Raw genomic sequence first — 17,058 nt, forward strand, 5'->3', positions numbered from 1 at the left:
GGGGTAATTAATTAAATTATCTCATCTTCTTTTACTTTAGTAATGGTAACTTTTATTTTATTAATTCTGGTTTTTTCAACTTCTAGTATCATAAAGTCGAAACCGGGAATACTCACTACTTGACCTTTTTTAGGAATATCACCGGCAATTTCCAAAATTAACCCTGCTAATGAGTCGCTTTCACCTTTTAAAGTATCAAAAGTATCAACGGGTAGTTGCATAATTTTGCAAACATCGTTAATCATTATTTTACCTTCAAATATGTAATTGTTTTCATCTAATTTTTTGTATCCATATTCTTCTTCATCAAATTCATCTTTAATATCACCAATTATTTCTTCTAAAATATCTTCTAAAGTAACAATGCCACTGGTGCCGCCAAATTCATCAACAACTATGGCAAAGTGAATGCGTTTAGCTTGAAATTCGTGCAATAAATCTTCAATCATTTTGTGTTCGTGTACAAAATAAGGCGGCGATATTAATTTATGCCATTCAAAATTTTCGTTTTCATTTAAATAGGGTAATAAATCTTTGGTGCGTAAAATGCCTACTACTTCATCTAAATCTTCTTTATAAACAGGCACACGACTATAGTTATTATCGGCAACAGATTGTAATAAGGAATGAAAGTCCATGTTGTAGTCAACGCCATGCACTTCTAATCTGGCTTTCATTATTTGTTTTACTGTAATGTTGCCAAATTTAATAATGCCTTTTAAAATGTTTTTTTCATTTTCGCTGGTACCCGATTTGGTAATTTCAATAGCTTGATATAATTCATCGCTGGTTATGCTACCGCTTTTATTACTGAGTTTTTTTTCAATAACATCTGAATACTTTACTAAAACATTGCTTAAGCGTTTACAGATGTAATGCACAAATTCAATAAATGGGGCTACTTCTTTAGCAAACCGAATATTGTTTTGTGTAGCTAAAATTTTCGGCATTATTTCACCAAACAATAGTAATACGGCTGTAACAATTACTACTTTAATAATAAATTCAATCCATGCATTGGCAATAAAAAAATTGGGTTGGTAGGTGGTTATCCACTGGTCAATACCAATGTTAAAAATGATAATGATGGCAATATTGATGAAGCTATTGGCAATTAATAATGATGCCAATAGTTTTTTAGGTTCGCTTAATAAATGAATAATGCGTTTGTAAGAAGGAGTTTGTTTTGTTTTAAGCAGATTAATATCTTTTTGTTTCAAAGAAAAAAAAGCCGCTTCGGCACCGCTTACAAAAAATGATATGATTAATAAAATGAACAGTAAAATCAGCAATGCTATACTGCCTTGCGGAATTGCGGCGTTTAGTAAAGGAAATAAAAGAAATACCGGGTGATGGTCCAAAATAATTTGTTTTAATGAATAATGAGGAAGCACTTATTTTTAAAAATAAACATAACTTCCTTTTTTACAAAAGTATTGTTTTTCGGTTTGTAAAAATTAATAGGGCATATTTTCACCCGAATCCATCATGGGTGGCATATCATCACCATTAAAACCATCGGTATTATCTGAATTGTGGGTATTATGACCCTCGGCGCGTTTATCCAGCATGATTAAATTATCGCCAACTACTTCGGTAGCGAATTTTTTATTACCTTCTTTATCTTCCCAACTGCGGGTTCTTAAACGGCCTTCTACATAAATAAGACTGCCTTTGTGCAAGTATTTTTGAGCTAAGTCTGCCAGGCCACGCCATAATACAACAGTGTGCCATTCCGTTTGCGATACTAATTTACCATTCCGATCTTTATAAGTTTCGGTAGTGGCCAAGGGAAACTTTGCTACACCTATGTTTCCATCTAACACTTGTAAATCCGGGTCTTTCCCCAAATTGCCAATGAGCATTACTCTATTAACGCCTCTCATACAATTAAAAATTTATCGTAAGTGCAAAAGTTGATCTTATTCCCGTTATCAATCATGAATGAATAGATTAAAATTAATCAATTATTTAGTTTGTTGAAATATAAATGCTGTTAAAATTTTTCACATTTTAGGGGTTCCCATTTGGGGGTTATTGGTAATAGGTTTCGTCAAGGTAAAATAGCCCATCTGCGTGTTGCCAATACCAGAATTTTTTCTTGTAAATGCAGTATGTTCCTTTTAATGATTGGCGTGTGTAAGCCGGGGATACATAAATAACTCTTGGCGGAATGGTATTAAACCTATAAAGCAGGTTTTTGCGTTGATTGGGGGTAAATGCACGGGCTATTGCAGTATAATTTGCTTTTTGTGCCACGGTTATAGGTAATTGGTTTTTGGGGGTACGAATGTTGCCCATACCATCCACAACAATAAAAGCAACCGGAGCGGGGTGAGGTGCTGAAGGAATGTTTTTGGCAGGATGAACTGTATGCGAACAGCTTTGCAACCAGTAGAGCAGTAATATAAAACCCAATATTCGAGCAGCTTTCATAGTTAATTTTTGTTACTACTTTAAAAAATCATGCCATAATAGAAAATCAGTAGCTTAAAATTTAGATGCTTATTGCTTGTTTTAAAATTAATTTCTATGGTAAGTTTTAACTTATTGGATAAAATCGTAATTTACCGCTAAAAAAATGAAAGCATCTCTATTCATTCTGCTATTTGTTGGGGCTACATTTTTTGTATCAAAAGCACAAAGCCAACAGTTACCTGTAACTACGGATACAGTATTTAAAGAATTAATTGGCAAATACACCTTTCCTGATGGAAGTGTTGTGGAACAAGTTGAGGTAATATTAGACAGTACAGGGTTAAGCATGACTTCCGACGTGGGTACTTCCGTATTACAACAGTTAGGTAAAGATTCGTTTGCATTAGTTTCATTTCAAGGCATTGTTGTATTTAAACGCGATGAAAAAAATAAAATAAAAGCGGTTATTATTGATGCTATGGGTTATCATTTAGAGGGAAAGAAAGAAGAAGTTACTGCTGTTTCTAACCCCAGTGCATAGTGCCTATTACGATTTTATTTCTTAAACATTATTATAAGAAAAAAGCGACTTATTAAAATGAAAGTCGCTTTTTTACATTGTGGTTGTTTATTATAAACTTGTAATTAAGTTACTTAAGTAATTAAGTAATTCTTTTTGGGCAATGGTAGTTTGATGCCCCGATTTTAATTGTTTAATGGTGCAGGTGTCTTCTGCTAATTCTTTGCTGCCTATTATTATAACAATGGGTATGCCTTTTCTTTCAGCATATTTAAACTGTTTATCTAATTTACTTGGTTCATGATAGATTTCGCCGCTAATGTCTTGCTCACGTAAATTTTGCAACAGTTCAAAAGCACGATTGCTTTCTGTAGGTCCCAAATTAAAAAACAAAACCATGCTGCCGCTACTAATTTGTGGGGGGAAAAGATTGCAGCCCTCCAATACATCATAAATTCTATCTACCCCAAATGAAATACCTACGCCGGGCATATTGGCAACACCAAATAATTCTGTTAAATTATCGTAACGTCCGCCGCCGCCAATGCTTCCTATGGCAAATTCATTGGCTTTTACTTCAAAGATGGTGCCTGTATAATAATTTAAGCCCCTTGCTAAAGTAACATCTATTTCTAACGGTAGTGGGTTATTGCTTTGTTGATGTGCTAAAATATATTCCAGTTCTTCAATGCCTTGTTTTCCCAAAGGTATATGTGCAATTGTGTTATGCAATGCTTGTATTTTTTCTTGGTTACTACCTTGTATGGATAAGAACTTTGCAATTATTTCAATTTGAGCTGCAGTTAATTGCCTTTGTTGTAATTCTTCTTTTACTTTTTCTATACCAATTTTATCCAGCTTATCAATAGCAACTGTAATATCAATAAGTTTTTCTGCACCGCCGCATAATTCTGCAAGGGCGGCTAAAATTTTTCTGTTGTTTATTTTTATGGTAACGGGTAAGTTCAACAATCTAAAAACATGCGCATACAAATGCGCCAATTCAACTTCATTTAGTAAAGAAGTGCTTCCAACAATATCGGCATCGCATTGATAAAATTCTCTGTATCTGCCTTTTTGGGGCCTGTCTGCACGCCATACCGGCTGCATTTGGTATCGTTTAAAGGGAAATGTTAGTTGTCCATGGTTCATGGCAACATAGCGGGCAAAGGGAATAGTAAGGTCATAACGTAGAGCCCTTTCTGTAATTTGTTTGGTTAATTTTCCGTTTAAAACTTTATTAAAAGCCTCTGTTATTTCTGTTTTTTTTGCGGGATTATCTAATCCATTATTTAAAATTTTGAAAATTAATTTGTCGCCTTCTTCACCATATTTGCCCATTAAGGTATCAATGTTTTCCATAGCAGGTGTTTCAAGCGGCTCAAAACCATAAAGTTGAAAAGCTTTGCGAATGGTATTGAAAATATAGTTGCGTTTATATATAGTGGAAGCGTTAAAATCGCGGGTGCCTTGTGGCAGGGTGGGTTTATTCATATAAATTATTTATAATTATTTGTTGCTGTATTTTTCAATAATGGCATCTGTAGCCGCATCTAACATTTGATAAACTTTTAAGAAATCAGGCTCAGTGCCGAACCAGGGGTCCGGAACTTCTGTGTTGGTGTTAGGGAATAACACATTCATAATTAAATCTGTTTTGTGGGCATCAAAATGCTTTTTACTTATTTGTGCTACTGCTTTGTAATTATCATTATCCATTACATAAATCAAATCATATATCAACATATCATTTGCCACGAACTGTCGAGCTTTATGTTGGCTTATATCAATTCCATGCATTAAAGCCACTTTTTGCGAAAGTATATGCGGTGCTTCACCAATATGATAATTTCCTGTTCCGGCACTATTCACTTCCCAATTTAAACCGGCTGCTTTAGCCTTGTGTTGCAAAATTCCTTCTGCTAATGGACTTCTACAAATATTTCCCAAACAAACCATCAGTATTTTCATGGGTGCAAATATACATGCCCTGCCTGTTTTTGAGTTTTAAACAATTGGATATATGCATACCCGGAATAAGGTTTTGGAGTGTAATTCCAACAAAAAAGTCCAATCCATGTAAAGTTATTTTTAACAAAATATATTTTATGGAATTTATGTTTAATAGCTTCTTATACAAGTAAAATCGGGCATTTTATGGACATTAAAACCCTTTCTTAAAATTTTCTTAGAAAATTCTTATAGGTTTTTAATGCCTCTAAAAGGAATTATTCTATAAATTGCCCATCCCATATAATAATAAAAGTCATTTAATGGAGCAACCTGTTCGAGAAAAGCGTAGAAAAAACTTTATCATATTAAGTTCGGTTCGCGATATTTTTATGGCTTTATTGTACATAGGAATGGCAATAATTTTGTTTGGAGGTAAACATTGGGAAATACCCCAAATTATAGCTTTAGGCGATGTGTTTTGCTATTTTTTAGGTTCGGTATGTTTATTGTATGGTGGCTTTAGAATGTATAGAGGCATTAAGAAAATGTATTAAGTAGATGTTCATGAATAGGATTGTTTGCGGTTTGTTAGGTTTAAGTTTGTTATGGGGTGCTTGTCAGCAGCCGCAAAATGAACATGTTATTACCGATACTCCATCCAGCGGAACTATACATATTAGTGTAGATGAAAGTTTTGAACCCGTTATTGAGCAACAAATTAAAGTGTACGAATCATCTTACCCTAATGCACACATTATAGCAAAATACGAACCCGAAGTAGATTGTTTTAAAGATTTAATGAGCGATAGTACGCGCATGATTATTGTGGCACGTGGTTTAAATAAGCAAGAAGATTCTTTTTATTTAAATAAATTAGGCTTTAAACCATTATTTGGTATTATGGCTTTTGATGGTGTTGCCATTATTGTAAATCAAAATAATCCGGACAGTGTTTTCACTTTAAAGGATTTAAAAGCCATTCTTTCGGGTCAAAAAAATATTCCGGTAGTAATGGATGGTACCAATGCAACAAGTACCGTTCGCTATTTGCAAGATACCATATTACATGGAGCACCTTTTGGTAAAAATGTAATGGCGACAAATGGAAGCGATTCAGTGGTATCGGTAATTAAGCAAAGAAATGATGCAATTGGTTTTGTTGGAATTAGTTGGGTGGGTAACCCTAACGAACCCAAACAAGTGGCCAACTTGAAAAAAATTAGATTAGGTTTGGTTGAATGCACAGCTTGTGGTGAAAAAGATGTATTTGTTAAACCATCGCAAGCAAGTATTACTTACGGGCAGTATCCGTTAACCCGACCTATATACTATATTTTAAAAGAAAATGCAGTAGCATTAGGTACAGGATTTAAAAATTTTATGACTTTAGAACGTGGCCAATTAATTTTTAGAAGCGGTGGTTTAGCACCCGCAAAAATGGATTTGGTAAACCGAAAAAGTCAAATTGAAGAGTAAACACAACCACAATAAACTTAAAGCATGATGAAGAAAACAATTACTTTGCTAGTAGCAGCCTTTTTGGTTGTAAACGGCCTGGTGGCCCAATCAATGGCCGATGGAATTAATGATTTAAACTCATCGTTTAAAGTACAATCCGCTATTGATATTTTAAAGAAAATTTACGACAGTAAACCTAAAGATCCACAAGCCATATATTGGTACGGACAGGCTTTAATTGGCGGAAATGAAGTAAGTAAAACACAAATGGAAGCTGCAAAAGCAGTTTACCAAAAAGCCTTAACAGACGGCGTTAATGAACCACTTATTTGGGTGGGTGTTGCACACATTGATTTGCTGGAAGGTGGCGATATTAATGCTGCTAAACAAAAATTTGAGCAAGCCATTACAGCTACAACCCCAACAAAAGGTAAACACAAAGGCGAACCAAGTGTTGAAATTTTAGAAGCCATTGGACGTGCTAATGCCGATGGTGGCAGTAAAATTGGTGACCCCCAATATGGCATTGAAAAATTAAAACAAGCAGCAGCTCTCGATCCTAAAAATTCAATGGTATATGTTTACATGGGCATTTGCTATTTGAAATTAGGTGGTGAAAATGGTGGTGAAGCCGTAAAAGCATTTGAACAAGCTACGAATATTGATCCTAAAAACGTTTTGGCTTATTATAGAATTGGAATGGTTTATTTAAGTCAGAATAATGAAGATGCCTTCATGCCTGCATTTGGAAAAGCCATTGATGTTGACCCAACTTTCCCTGATACATATTTGGCTTTATTTGAATACTATAAGAACAGGAATGTGGATATGGCCAAAACAAACTTAGACAAGTTTATTAAGTATGCTGATAAAGATCCACAAAATGATTTTTATTTAGCTGACTATTTGTATCAAGCAGGTAAGTATCAAGAGTCATTGGCTAAAGAAAAAGAAATTCAACAATCAATTGGCGGCAGTACCGATCAATTACCCGGATTAAATTTGTTGTATGCATACAACTACTACAAATTGGGTGATTCTATCCAAGCTAAACAAAATATTGAAAAATATTTTAAATTAGAACCTACTGATAAAATTAAACCTGCCGATTATGAATTAGCAGTTAAAATTTATTCTAAGTTTCCGGAAAGTGCCAATGATGCAGTGAAATACATTGATGCTGCCATTCAAACCGATACCTCAAAAGTGAATAAAATTAATTATATGACGCAGGCTGCCGATTTAATGGCAAAAGCAAAAAATTATAAAGCTGAATTAGATTGGCTTTTGAAGGCGCAAGCTTTAAAAGGTACTTGGAGTGAATATGATTATTATAACATATCGAATGTAGCATATCAGGCTGCTGATTATCCTAAAGTAATGGAAGTTGCCGCTAATTACATTAAAGCATTCCCCGATAAACCACAAGGTTATTATTTCAATGTAATGGCTGCTAAAGCTTTAGATACAACTACCAACCCCGGTATTGCTATCCCGGCATTACAACAACAAATTGATTATTTAATGAAGGATAGCGTAAAAAATCAACGCTTCATTGTAATTGACTATTATTACATGATGGGTTATTATAATGACCGTGCTAAAGATTATGCCAAGGCTTTAGATATATGCGATAAAATTTTGGCCTTAATTCCAAATGATCCGGAAATGCTTAAAATTAGATCAGTGATTGAAAAGAATATGAAGGATAATTTGAAATTCCAAAAATCGGCTTCTGACAGTACGGGCACAAAAGCCGCTGCCGGCGCCGGTGGAACTAAAAATTAGTATTTATAAAATTTATGTTGGGAAGGTAAGGGACAGTTTATCTGTCCCTTATTTTTTTTCACGCAAGTGTAAAACTCTTTTACGGAAATTACTTAGTTAATTAAATCAAAAGTTTTTCCGCTTCTCATGTTACCGAAAATTAAAGTAAACTTACACCAGTGTACATGAAAAGTTTATGAACCTTCCTTGTTTTTTTGATATAAATTAAAAAAAATATCAAGTGGCATGAACCTTATAAAAATCGTGTACATTTATTGTATTAATATTTTTTATATGAAAAAATACTTATTGTTTACTGCACTTTTCATTTTAACAATTGAGGCAAGTTGGTCACAACAAAATATTTTTCGCACTTCCAACATTATTTCTCCGGAAATGAATGCTAATCATACAGTTACTTTTCGCCTATTAGCACCTGAGGCAAAAACAATTACAATTACAGGCGATTGGCTTCCTATGCAAGGTTATATGCGAACCCCGGCGCCTTTGGTAAAAGGTGATAGCGGAATGTGGACATATACTTCGCCTGTTCTGCCATCTGATTTATATAGTTACACCTTTAGTGTTGATGGTGTAAGATGTATTGATCCTAACAATGCCTATGTTTTGCGTGATGTAGCCAATATTTTCAGCTTTTTTATTGTAGGCGGCGGAAAAGGCAATGATTTTATGGTAAATGAAGTACCGCATGGAACTGTTAGCCATCCTTGGTACCCATCGCCCGGAAATAAAATGACACGAAGAATAACCATATATACTCCCCCCGGGTATGAAAACAGTAATGAAAAATACCCTGTTTTGTATTTATTACATGGTATTGGTGGTGATGAAGATGCTTGGGGTGGCTTAGGAAGAACTGCAGAAATTATGGACAACCTAATAGCGCAGAAAAAAGCAGTACCAATGATTGTTGTAATGCCCAATGGAAATGTTTCTCAGGAAGCTGCTCCCGGCGAAGGAAGTGAAGGCATGGTAAAACCTTCTTTTATGTTGCCGCATACTATGGATGGAAAATTTGAGGAGACCTTTCCCGATATCATGAAATTTGTTGAAAGTAATTATAGGGTAAAGGCAAATAAAGAAAACAGGGCAATAGCAGGATTGTCAATGGGCGGTTTCCATACTGCTTTTATTTCTCGCTACTATCCCAATACTTTTGACTATATTGGGTTATTCTCACCCGCGTTAAATGTAAAGTCTGAGCAAGCAGCAGTTACCCCGGTATATCAAGATATAGATCAAAAATTGCAGCAACAAATGCACAATGGGTATAAATTATACTGGATTGCTATTGGTAAAGATGATTTCTTATATAAAAATGTGGAAGAATACCGGAAAAAACTTGATGGCATGGGTATGAAATATGAGTATATGGAAAGTAGCGGTGGCCATACATGGACCAATTGGCGTGATTATTTGCTGGTGTTTGCTCAAAAATTGTTCAAGTAATGGGTGCTTCACCGATGAAAGCAACACTTTAATATCCAAAGCTAAGTTTTGGCCGTTATTGAAATTAAGGTGTTGCTTTTATAATGCAATTCTTTTCCGTTTCAGTGTACCTGCATTCAGGGCAAATGTTGGCAAAATAAGTTTCCTACCAACATTTGCCCTTTCTTTCTAATGCTAAGCTTATAAATAGCTGAATATTATAAAAACTGCAAAAGAATAATGAAGGTATTAAATAGACTATCGTATTTTTGCACCACATTTTAGAAGGTTATGACAGGTTTATACACGCTTCTCCAAATTAATCAGCTCAACAATACAGCTGAAAACTACTTTCCCATAGGTGTTCAAATTATTTTTGCTATTGGTTTTGTAGCTACCATGATAGGTTTGAGTGCTTTGGTAGGCCCTAAACGTAAAACAAGTGATAAGTTAGAAAACTTTTCCAGTGGTATAGCCAGTCATGGCAATGCCCGTCAACCCATGGCTGTTAAATATTTTTTAATTGCCATTTTATTCGTTTTGTTCGATGTAGAGGTTATTTTTTTCTATCCTTATGCTGTAAACTTTAAATTTTTAGGCTGGGCAGGTTTTTGGGAAATAGTGCTATTTGTGGTTTTGTTCTTAATCGGCTTTATTTACATTATAAAAAAAGGTGCCCTTCAGTGGGAGGATTAATTATAATGGCTGTTTCAACTGAACACAAGTTGAAATGTTATATTAATGGAATTTGAGAATATCTCGAGTTTCGACAAAATGACGAAAAACCCAATGTTTTCGTCTTTATTTAGTTAATAATTTAATTTTTTAGGTATGCGTCCGGTACGTTTTAATATTCATCCAAAACAAGGTGAGCCCAACAAATCTATTTTAATGACTGAAGCGCCGGAAGGCTATAGTGGACAAGGCTTCTTCACAACCAAATTAAGTGATGTTGTAGGGTTAGCACGCAAAAATTCCATATGGCCTTTGCCCTTTGCAACTTCTTGTTGTGGTATTGAATTTATGGCTACAATGGGTGCCCATTACGATTTAGCCCGTTTCGGTGCCGAACGTGTGGGTTTCTCGCCTCGTCAATGCGATTTATTAATGGTAATGGGAACCATTGCCAAGAAAATGGCACCTGTTGTTAAGCAGGTTTATTTGCAAATGGCCGAGCCTCGCTGGGTTTTGAGCGTTGGTGCTTGTGCCAGCAGTGGGGGTATTTTTGATACCTATAGTGTTTTGCAGGGTATCGATCAAATTATTCCGGTTGATGTATATGTTCCGGGTTGCCCTCCTCGCCCGGAAGCTATATTAGATGGGTTCATGAAAATACAAGAGTTGGTGGGAAAAGAAAGCATTCGTCGCCGTAATAGCCCTCAATATGCAGCTTTATTAGAAAGTTACGGTATTCAATAATATTCCATTCATTATTGCACGGCACGTTAGTAAAAGAAACAATTAATTATGGCATTAACCAACGAAATAATTCAACAGCAATTAACCGAAAAGTTCGGCGACCAGGTATATAATTTTGAATCGCCTTTTGGGTTGCTGACTTTTCAATCGCCAAAAGAAATGAATTTAAAAGTACTGCAGTTTTTGTATGAAAATGAAAACTTGCAGTTTACTTTTTTAACCGATTTATGTGCAGTACATTATCCCGACAATAAAGGTCAGGAATTGGCAGTCGTTTACTTGTTGCATAATTTACGCGAAAACATTAGGGTTCGTTATAAAATTTTTACCGACATACAACAACCCGATATTTTTACGGCAACCAAATTGTTTGAAGCGGCCAATTGGATGGAAAGAGAAACTTATGATTTTTTTGGTGTAAACTTTATTGGCCACCCAAATTTAAAACGTGTTTTAAATGCCGATGAAATGGATTATTTCCCATTAAGAAAAGAATATCCATTAGAAGACCAAACGCGTATTGATAAAGATGATGCTATGTTTGGCCGCGGAGGTTCAATATTTTAAATCCAATTGAAAATGCAGTTTGAAAAAATTGCTTCTTCAATTTAATTGATATATTATGTTGGAAACAAAAGAAATGCAACCACATCACGTTAAATTACCCGATGGTTCCATTGAAAAATTAACCACCACTCTTAATTTGGGGCCTACTCACCCCGCAACGCATGGTGTGTTTCAAAATATTCTTGAGTTAGACGGTGAAAGAATTGTTTCTGCCGAACAAACAGTAGGTTATATTCATCGTGCTTTCGAAAAATTAGCAGAACGCAGACCGCTTTACCAAATTACCCCTATTACCGATAGGTTAAATTATTGCAGCAGCCCACTCAATAATATGGGTTGGCATATGACCTGTGAAAAATTATTGGGGGTAAAAACTCCCAAAAGGGTTGATTATTTACGCATTATCATCATGGAATTGGCGCGTATTTCTGACCACTTAATTTGTAATTCTATTGTTGGGGTTGATAGTGGTGCTTACACCGGTTTCTTATATGTAATGCAATATCGTGAACTGATTTATGAAATTTATGAAGAAGTTTGTGGTTCGCGGCTAACTACTAACATTGGTCGTATTGGTGGCTTTGAACGTAATTTTTCCGATACCGCTTTTCAAAAACTAGAAAAATTTTTGCGTGAATATCCTAAGGTTTTAAAAGAATTTGAAAACTTGTTTACACGCAACCGCATTTTCATGGATCGCTTAAAAAATACCGGCGGTATTAGTGCTGAACGTGCTTTGAATTATGGATTTACCGGTCCTAATTTGCGTGCAGCCGGGGTTGATTACGATGTGCGGGTGCACAATCCATATAGCAGTTACGAAGATTTTGAATTTACGGTACCGGTAGGCAGTACCGGCGACAATTATGACCGCTTTTTGGTTCGAAATGCGGAAATGTGGCAAAGCTTAAGTTTAATTGAGCAAGCCTATAGAAAAGTACAGGAATTTAAAGGCGCTGAAGCAGAAGTTTACCATGCTGACGCACCTGCTTATTATTTGCCCGAGAAAAAAGATGTGTACACCAAAATGGAGCAATTAATATGGCATTTCAAAATAATTATGGGCGAAACTGAAATTCCTAAAGGCGAGGTATATCATAGTGTAGAAGGAGCGAACGGTGAATTAGGGTTTTATTTAATTAGCGATGGAGGAAGAACACCATATCGCCTACATTTTAGGCGCCCAAGCTTCATTTATTATCAGGCTTACAGCGAACTTACAAAAGGTAGCATGTTAAGTGATGCTATTATAACCATGAGTAGTTTAAACCTGATTGCAGGCGAATTAGACGCATAAATTTTAACCATAAAATTATATCGTAGTGGTACAATTTTCAGAACAGCAAATGCAAGAATTTAACCGACTGGTAAAACGTTATCCGGAAGGAAAACAAAAAAGTGCACTGTTACCGGTGTTGCATTTGGCGCAGGAAAGTTTCGGTGGTTGGCTAAGTGTTGAAACGATGGATTATGTTGCAAACTTGCTACACTTAGAACCTATTGAAGTTTATGAAGTAGCTACTTTTTACAGCATGTTTAATACGCAACCGGTAGGAAAGTATATGTTTGAGGTTTGCCAAACCGGGCCGTGTATGTTAAATGGTAGCGATGATATTATAGCATATATAAAAGAAAAGTTAGGCATTAATGTAGGCGAAACCACACCTGATGGGATGTTTACTTTAAAAACAGTTGAGTGCTTGGGTGCATGTGGTTATGCCCCTATGATGCAGCTGGGTAAACATTATCGCGAACATTTAACCAAAGAAAAAGTAGATGCCATTATTGAAGAATGCAGAAACAATGCTGCACGAAACAATTAATGGAATCATTCATTCACATTATTAGTAATTACCAATGGGCGTAAAATTATTATTAGCAAAAGCGCATGTTGAAGGCATCAAAAACTATGATGTTTACAGACGCGAAGGTGGTTATCAATCAGTTGAAAAAGCACTGAAAACCATGACTCCCGAAGCTGTTGTTGAGGAAGTAAAAAAAAGCGGTTTAAGGGGACGTGGCGGTGCCGGTTTTCCTACCGGTATGAAATGGAGCTTTATTGCTAAACCGGAAGGCGTACCTCGCCATTTGGTTTGTAATGCCGATGAAAGTGAACCCGGTACATTTAAAGACCGCTACTTAATGGAACACATTCCACACCTTTTAATTGAAGGCTTAATTGTTTCATCATACGCATTGGGTTCCAACGATACCTATATCTATATTCGGGGTGAATATGCTTGGATTGTAGATATTTTAGAAAAAGCAATTGCTGAAGCCCATCAAAATGGTTGGTTAGGAAAAAATATTTTAGGTTCAGGTTTTGATTGTAATATACACGTTCAAAGAGGAGCCGGTGCTTACATATGTGGTGAAGAAACCGCATTATTGGAATCGCTGGAAGGCAAGCGAGGCAACCCTCGAATTAAGCCTCCTTTTCCTGCCGTAAAAGGTTTGTGGGAAAGGCCAACGGTTGTGAATAATGTAGAATCATTAGCAGCCGTAGTGCCCATTATCAATATGGGCGGCGAAGAATATGCCAAAATTGGGGTTGGTCGTTCCACCGGTACCAAACTAATTTCTGCCTGCGGCAACATTAATAAACCGGGTGTATATGAAATAGATATGACTATTAGTGTTGAAGAATTCATATACAGCGATGAATATTGCGGTGGTATTAAAAATGGGAAACGCTTAAAAGCTTGTATTCCCGGTGGTTCTTCTGTACCTATTTTGCCTGCCAATTTGTTATTGAAAACGGCTAAAGGTGAAACCCGTTACATGAACTACGAAAGTTTAAGTGATGGCGGTTTTGCAACCGGAAGTATGATGGGAAGCGGCGGTTTTATTGTGTTAGATGAAGATCAGTGCATTGTAAAACATACTTATACCTTAGCTCGCTTTTATCGCCATGAAAGTTGCGGACAATGTTCACCTTGCCGCGAAGGAACCGGTTGGATGGAAAAACTGTTGTTGCGCTTAGATAAAGGGGAAGGGAAAATGAGTGACATTGATTTGTTGTGGGAAATCCAAAGCAAAATTGAAGGTAACACCATTTGCCCCTTAGGTGATGCTGCTGCTTGGCCCGTAGCTGCTGCAATACGTCATTTCCGCGATGAGTTTGAATGGCACGTGTTGCACCCGCACGAAGCTCAGGTACGAAATTTTGGATTGGCCCACTATGCCGATCCACTTCAAGTACCTGCCGGTGCTTAATGCAAACAGGAAATAAATATTGAATATTTGAAATTTTAAATATGTCAGACGAAATTCTATTAAAAGTAACAATTGATAATATTACGGTAGAAGTGCCGGCCGGAACCACCATTTTGCAGGCAGCCCGTAAAATTGGCGGTGATGTTACACCACCAGCCATGTGTTACTACAGTAAATTACAAGGTAGTGGCGGTAAATGCCGTACTTGTTTAGTAGAAGTAAGTAAAGGGTCTGAAAAAGATCCCCGACCAATGCCTAAATTGGTAGCCTCTTGCCGTACTACGGTTATGGATGGTATGGAAGTAAAAAACATTACATCACCACGTGTGTTGGAAGCAAGAGCCGGGGTAGTAGAATTTTTATTATTGAATCATCCTTTAGATTGCCCTATTTGCGACCAGGCAGGTGAATGTCATTTGCAAGACCTAAGCTATGAACACGGTAAACAAGGCAGTCGTTACGAGTTCCAAAAAAGAACTTTTAAGAAGGTTGATTTAGGTGATTATATTCAATTGCACATGACGCGTTGTATTTTGTGTTATCGCTGCGTATTTACTGCCGATCAGCTTTCCCCAAAAAGAGAGCATGGGGTATTAGACCGTGGCGATCATGCACAAATTGCTACATTCATTCAAAAAAACTTACACAACGAATTTATCGGTAACGTTATTGATGTTTGCCCGGTTGGTGCATTAACCGATAAAACATTTCGTTTTAAAAACAGGGTATGGTTTACAAAGCCCGTAAATGCACATCGTCATTGCGATAAATGTTGTGGTGAAGTACAACTTTGGTTAAGAGGTGATGAAGTATTCAGAGTTACCGCTCGTAAAGATGAATGGGGCGAAATTAAAGAAGCCTCTAATGGTAAAACCGGATGGATTTGTAATGAATGCCGTTTTGAAAAGAAAAATTTAGCTGACTGGATTATTGAAGGGCCTACCAACGTAAATCGCCATTCCGTTATTTCACAAAATAAATATGTTGGATTAGTGAAACCTACCGAAACATTCCCAAAAATCATGAAAGGAAGAAATCCAAAATTATTAATGGATATTCATTCGGTGAGTGAAGTAAACAAACCCAACATACATTTAAGCCAGTTAGAACGGCCGGCGCATTCAACCGATTTTAACCAATAACACTTCAATCATCTTTTATATGTTATTAAGTATAGACTGGATATTATTTTTGGAAAAACTGATTCTAATTGCTATTGTAATTTTTGCAAGTTTGGGAATAGCATTGTACACCACCTTTGCAGAAAGAAAAGTGGCAGCTGCTTTACAAGACAGACCAGGTCCCAATCGGGCAGGTCCATTCGGTTTATTTCAACCCTTTGCCGATGGTTTGAAATTAATTATGAAGGAAGAAATAATACCGAATACATCCAACAAAATATTGTTCATTTTAGGCCCCTTCCTTGCAATGACTGCTGCATTAATGACCAGTGCAGTAATACCTTGGAGTAGCGATGTGCATTTGTTTGGGCGTGTAATTCCTTTACAAATTGCCGATGTAAACATTGGTATTTTGTACATTTTTGCCGTTGTAAGCTTAGGCGTATATGGAATAATGATTGGTGGTTGGGCTTCTAATAACAAGTTCTCATTAATGGCTGCATTACGTGGTGCATCACAAGCCATTAGTTATGAATTGGCCATGGGGTTAAGTTTAATAGCATTATTAATGACTACAGGCACTTTGCAATTAGGTGAAATTGTAAAACAGCAAATGGCACCGGGTCATTGGTGGAATATTGTATATCAACCACTCGGCTTTCTTATATTTTTAATTTGTGCTTTTGCAGAATGTAACAGAACACCTTTTGATTTAGCAGAAGCTGAAAATGAATTAAACTTCGGTTATCACCAGGAGTACTCATCCATGAAATTAGGTTTTTACCTGTTTTCAGAGTATGTAAACATGTTTATCAGCAGTGTGGTAATGGCAACACTTTATTTTGGCGGTTATGATGTTCCTTTTTTAAATGAAAGTCTTTTATCACCCAATGTTGCAGCTATTGTAGGAATTATTGCACTATTAATTAAAGTAGTCATTTTCATTTTCTTCTTCATGTGGGTACGCTGGACAATTCCACGGTTTAGGTATGATCAGTTAATGAACTTGGGTTGGAAATCACTGGTACCCTTGGCATTGTTTAATATGATTATTACGGGATTGTTCATATTGTGGTTTGGAAAATAAGCCGGTATAAAATTGGCTATAAAGCCTGAATAACTAATGATAAACTTGGATACTACTAACAATAAAAATAATTTTGCAAAACT

18 protein-coding genes are annotated in these 17,058 nt (G+C 36.1%); 13 read left to right on the plus strand and 5 right to left on the minus strand.

Annotated elements, in window-relative coordinates:
- Positions 1-11: 11 nt before the first annotated feature.
- From gldE to LX80_RS03510, 3 genes are all read right to left on the minus strand, one after another.
- Complete coding sequence (gene gldE / locus LX80_RS03500) at positions 12-1,361, minus strand: gliding motility-associated protein GldE (RefSeq protein WP_245897954.1); 1,350 nt, start codon at positions 1,359-1,361, stop codon at positions 12-14.
- A gap of 96 nt (positions 1,362-1,457) precedes the next feature.
- Positions 1,458-1,886 carry a single-stranded DNA-binding protein gene (locus tag LX80_RS03505; RefSeq protein WP_111293675.1) on the minus strand — a complete coding sequence of 143 codons (429 nt, stop codon included), beginning with the start codon at positions 1,884-1,886 and terminating at the stop codon, positions 1,458-1,460.
- 148 nt (positions 1,887-2,034) lie between these two features.
- Positions 2,035-2,436: a hypothetical protein gene (locus LX80_RS03510; protein WP_111293676.1), complete on the minus strand. Its 402-nt coding sequence runs from the start codon at positions 2,434-2,436 to the stop codon at positions 2,035-2,037.
- Between the two features lie 145 nt (positions 2,437-2,581).
- Here LX80_RS03510 and LX80_RS03515 point away from each other — a divergent pair, with 145 nt between their 5' ends.
- Positions 2,582-2,959, plus strand: a complete 378-nt coding sequence (locus LX80_RS03515) for a hypothetical protein (RefSeq protein WP_111293677.1) — start codon at positions 2,582-2,584, stop codon at positions 2,957-2,959.
- A gap of 90 nt (positions 2,960-3,049) precedes the next feature.
- Here LX80_RS03515 and hisS read toward each other — a convergent pair whose 3' ends face one another.
- Both hisS and LX80_RS03525 read right to left on the minus strand, forming a co-directional pair.
- Positions 3,050-4,432, minus strand: coding sequence for a histidine--tRNA ligase (gene hisS, locus LX80_RS03520; RefSeq protein WP_111293678.1), 1,383 nt, complete (start codon positions 4,430-4,432; stop codon positions 3,050-3,052).
- 15 nt (positions 4,433-4,447) lie between these two features.
- Positions 4,448-4,909: a low molecular weight protein-tyrosine-phosphatase gene (locus tag LX80_RS03525; protein ID WP_111293679.1), complete on the minus strand. Its 462-nt coding sequence runs from the start codon at positions 4,907-4,909 to the stop codon at positions 4,448-4,450.
- Between the two features lie 302 nt (positions 4,910-5,211).
- Between LX80_RS03525 and LX80_RS03530 the strand changes: the two genes are divergently transcribed.
- From LX80_RS03530 to nuoH, 12 genes are all read left to right on the plus strand, one after another.
- Positions 5,212-5,445: a hypothetical protein gene (locus LX80_RS03530; RefSeq protein WP_111293680.1), complete on the plus strand. Its 234-nt coding sequence runs from the start codon at positions 5,212-5,214 to the stop codon at positions 5,443-5,445.
- A gap of 10 nt (positions 5,446-5,455) precedes the next feature.
- Positions 5,456-6,367: a PstS family phosphate ABC transporter substrate-binding protein gene (locus tag LX80_RS03535; protein ID WP_170120368.1), complete on the plus strand. Its 912-nt coding sequence runs from the start codon at positions 5,456-5,458 to the stop codon at positions 6,365-6,367.
- Between the two features lie 24 nt (positions 6,368-6,391).
- Positions 6,392-8,137 carry a tetratricopeptide repeat protein gene (locus LX80_RS03540; RefSeq protein ID WP_111293682.1) on the plus strand — a complete coding sequence of 582 codons (1,746 nt, stop codon included), beginning with the start codon at positions 6,392-6,394 and terminating at the stop codon, positions 8,135-8,137.
- Positions 8,138-8,410: 273 nt separating this feature from the next.
- Positions 8,411-9,586: an esterase gene (locus LX80_RS03545; protein WP_111293683.1), complete on the plus strand. Its 1,176-nt coding sequence runs from the start codon at positions 8,411-8,413 to the stop codon at positions 9,584-9,586.
- A 270-nt stretch (positions 9,587-9,856) separates the two neighbouring features.
- On the plus strand, positions 9,857-10,261 hold the full coding sequence (locus tag LX80_RS03550) for an NADH-quinone oxidoreductase subunit A (protein ID WP_111293684.1): 405 nt from the start codon (positions 9,857-9,859) through the stop codon (positions 10,259-10,261).
- Positions 10,262-10,396: 135 nt separating this feature from the next.
- Positions 10,397-10,984, plus strand: coding sequence for an NADH-quinone oxidoreductase subunit B (locus LX80_RS03555; RefSeq protein ID WP_111293685.1), 588 nt, complete (start codon positions 10,397-10,399; stop codon positions 10,982-10,984).
- A 48-nt stretch (positions 10,985-11,032) separates the two neighbouring features.
- Positions 11,033-11,551, plus strand: a complete 519-nt coding sequence (locus LX80_RS03560) for an NADH-quinone oxidoreductase subunit C (protein WP_111293686.1) — start codon at positions 11,033-11,035, stop codon at positions 11,549-11,551.
- 55 nt (positions 11,552-11,606) lie between these two features.
- Positions 11,607-12,848: an NADH-quinone oxidoreductase subunit D gene (locus tag LX80_RS03565; protein WP_111293687.1), complete on the plus strand. Its 1,242-nt coding sequence runs from the start codon at positions 11,607-11,609 to the stop codon at positions 12,846-12,848.
- A gap of 25 nt (positions 12,849-12,873) precedes the next feature.
- Positions 12,874-13,374, plus strand: a complete 501-nt coding sequence (locus LX80_RS03570) for an NADH-quinone oxidoreductase subunit NuoE family protein (RefSeq protein ID WP_211307691.1) — start codon at positions 12,874-12,876, stop codon at positions 13,372-13,374.
- Between the two features lie 34 nt (positions 13,375-13,408).
- Positions 13,409-14,767 carry an NADH-quinone oxidoreductase subunit NuoF gene (gene nuoF / locus LX80_RS03575; protein ID WP_111293688.1) on the plus strand — a complete coding sequence of 453 codons (1,359 nt, stop codon included), beginning with the start codon at positions 13,409-13,411 and terminating at the stop codon, positions 14,765-14,767.
- Positions 14,768-14,808: 41 nt separating this feature from the next.
- Complete coding sequence (locus LX80_RS03580) at positions 14,809-15,909, plus strand: 2Fe-2S iron-sulfur cluster-binding protein (RefSeq protein WP_111293689.1); 1,101 nt, start codon at positions 14,809-14,811, stop codon at positions 15,907-15,909.
- Positions 15,910-15,928: 19 nt separating this feature from the next.
- Positions 15,929-16,975, plus strand: a complete 1,047-nt coding sequence (gene nuoH / locus LX80_RS03585; protein ID WP_111293690.1) for an NADH-quinone oxidoreductase subunit NuoH — start codon at positions 15,929-15,931, stop codon at positions 16,973-16,975.
- The last annotated feature ends 83 nt before the right edge of the window (positions 16,976-17,058 follow it).

It is taken from the genome of Hydrotalea sandarakina (genome assembly GCF_003254115.1).
GTDB classification, from domain to species: Bacteria; Bacteroidota; Bacteroidia; order Chitinophagales; family Chitinophagaceae; genus Hydrotalea; species Hydrotalea sandarakina.